Raw genomic sequence first — 2,543 nt, forward strand, 5'->3', positions numbered from 1 at the left:
ACCGCCGTCAGTACGAGGTTCTTCGTCGTCGTCCTCGTCCGGCGAGGACGACGACTTATCATCGGTCGATTGCTCTTTGCTCGGTGGCGTATGCGGTCCTTCGTGCCACCGGAGCTTCGCCCTGAACGGCTGTGTTGAATCGCTGTAAGGCGTAGAGATTCACTGTTTGACGAAGCGCTTGATGTTGTAAACGACACACATCAGGGCAATCTCACGAAACTCACGGAACCACGACCGCGCTCGCACGGCGAAGCCGAGCGAGCGCTTCACAGCCGAGTTCACGGTTTCGGTCATAGAGCGCTGATTGTAGCGATTATCGTCGATTCTGGCGTTGTGTGCGTGATCGTACGGTGCGAAAATGCGGTGCTTGATCAGCGGTCTGATCCCGAGATCGCGTAATCCTTCGCGGAGCGATTGCTTGTCATAGCCTTTATCGGCCGCGAGAGACCGCAGATCGCCCGCGTTCCGGCGGGCGATCTGCTCAGCCAGATCTGCGTCGCTTCCTTCTCGGTTCGTTGAGCAGTGTACGTCAAGGACAGCCTGCGACGCTGTATCAACGAGTTTCGTGACTTTCAGCTTCTGGACGCGATAACTGATTCGCTGGCAGTAATGGCGGCTCGCTGCTGACCGCTCGTAGAATGTGGCGTCGATCGCGGCGTGTTCGGAGAGATCGTGCAACTGCGCCGACTGGCGCAGCAGCACTCGACAAACGCTCATGCTGATCCGGTCGAACGCCTTACACAACGTGGACGGCGCGGGGAGATCGGCCGCGTCAAGGCCGATCTCCCCGATTATTTGTGGCATCTCCTTCAGCAAGTCGATCGTCATGCGGTAGGATGTGTCGAGGTAAATCCGGAGACAATGGAGAGAAACGAGTGCGTAGTCGGCGAATCCGCCGCCGCCTTCCGGGGCGGCGGATTCGCCTCCATCGCCAGTAACTCTTTGAGCAATCGGCACAACCTCCCCGATGAAGCGGGAGATTTGGGTCATAGACAACCGCAGTCTCCCGCTTCATCTCCTTTGATTTAGCGGCTCACCTCGCTGCCGTATGGCGATTCAACACAGCCCTTCGTAGGCTCTGAAGAAGTCATAAACAGGCGAAACGGGATGGTCTCCTGATCGGAGACCATCCCTCAGGAATCCACTTGCTCGCCTGTTGCATCGATCTACGATACCTCTCAAACGGCTCCTACGAGAGAGTACCGAAATCGATCTCGGGCTAAACACATACCCAAACAGTAATGTCTGAGACTGATACTGACGACACAGAAACACCACCTCTCCCTGGCCGTTTGCTGTTCGGGACTGGCCTTGTCGCGCTCGCTGTGCGGAATTTCGCTAACCATGAAGGACGGGTGGCATACGCCGATGCCAAAGGCGTCCCCGACGCAGAGAAGTCCGTCCCGGCAGGAAGTGCTCTCCTCCTCGGCGGGGGGATTGGAATTAGCATGTGGAAGGCCCCCAAACTCTCGGCGAGCGCTGTAGCTGCGTTTTTGCTAGGTGTGACGCCATTCATGCATGACTTTTGGGCAGTTGATGAGGAGGAGCGTGACGGAGAACTCACATCGTTCCTCCAAAATCTCACGCTTCTTGGCGCAGCGCTCGCGTTCCTCAACCGTTCGAGAGACGACTAACGCTCACGCCACCCACTCTCTTGTACGATTGGATGGCGGTGAGATCTCCATCGTCATTCGTCTTTAGTTAAGCTTGAGAGTAATATACTTAGGTAGAAATATGCTTGATAGTGTTGGATCATACTGATCAACCGAGCCAAACATTGTATCCACTGAAATCAAGCAATATACCGACTCTAGAAACACGAATTTCTCGCCGTAGCGAGAGTAAGTCGGCAGAATTCGAACAGAACCTGGGCCAAGACAAAATTACTGAGAGTATTAACTAAAGATGGATGACACTGCTATTAGAGGGCTATTCAGTAGTCCGTGAGACTTGATTGTTCATGTGGCTGTCTGCCGGTGAGCACGTACGATGCAACAGTTCTAAAGAACTCTGCGAGGAGGACAAGCAGTATTGGGCCAAGAAAAATCCCGTAGAAGCCGAACGCGATCGGTCCGAGAATATAGGCAAACATTAGTAGACCAACATGTGTCCGGTTGCCGCTCACATACGGGCGAATTAGAAAGTCAGGAATTGTATCAACGACTACGAACGCTAAAACGAGAAACAGGAGCACGAAGCCGAACGCGCTTGCCTGACCACTGGTGACAGCAGCTATCGCGAGAATTGCTCCGACAGGGAGGTACACAATTTTCATTCCCACAACAGGAATTAAACTTCCTGCTCCAGTGAGTGCGCCGACTAGGGGCGCAAATGGAACGTTTACTGCTCCTGGTGCAACGAGATTGTATCCAGAAAAGACAAGAATTCCGATGATACCCGTCACAAATGCGTTTAGAATATTACCGAAGAGAATGGAAGACAGTTCATCATCAACAGCTACTGCGTATGACCCGACAACACCTGATTCATCAAAATTGTCGAGGAGCCAGTTTACAAGCCGTGAGCCGTCGGTAAGCATATAA

General features: G+C 53.4%; 3 protein-coding genes. 1 reads left to right on the forward strand and 2 read right to left on the reverse strand.

The features are described from left to right. Positions 1-159 precede the first annotated feature (159 nt). Complete coding sequence (locus EXE46_RS16085) at positions 160-990, reverse strand: IS5 family transposase (RefSeq protein ID WP_137689347.1); 831 nt, start codon at positions 988-990, stop codon at positions 160-162. A 251-nt stretch (positions 991-1,241) separates the two neighbouring features. On the opposite strand from EXE46_RS16085, the gene EXE46_RS16090 reads away from it, so the two are divergent. After that, positions 1,242-1,634 (forward strand): DoxX family protein, encoded by a 393-nt coding sequence (locus EXE46_RS16090; RefSeq protein WP_137689348.1) that lies wholly within the window; start codon positions 1,242-1,244, stop codon positions 1,632-1,634. 299 nt (positions 1,635-1,933) lie between these two features. On the opposite strand, the gene EXE46_RS16095 is transcribed toward EXE46_RS16090, so the two are convergent. Continuing rightward, positions 1,934-2,543 (reverse strand): AI-2E family transporter (locus tag EXE46_RS16095; protein ID WP_137689349.1); only part of this gene is annotated, 610 nt, incomplete at its 5' end.

This window comes from Halorubrum sp. GN11_10-6_MGM, assembly GCF_005435165.1.
Classification (GTDB): Archaea; Halobacteriota; Halobacteria; order Halobacteriales; family Haloferacaceae; genus Halorubrum.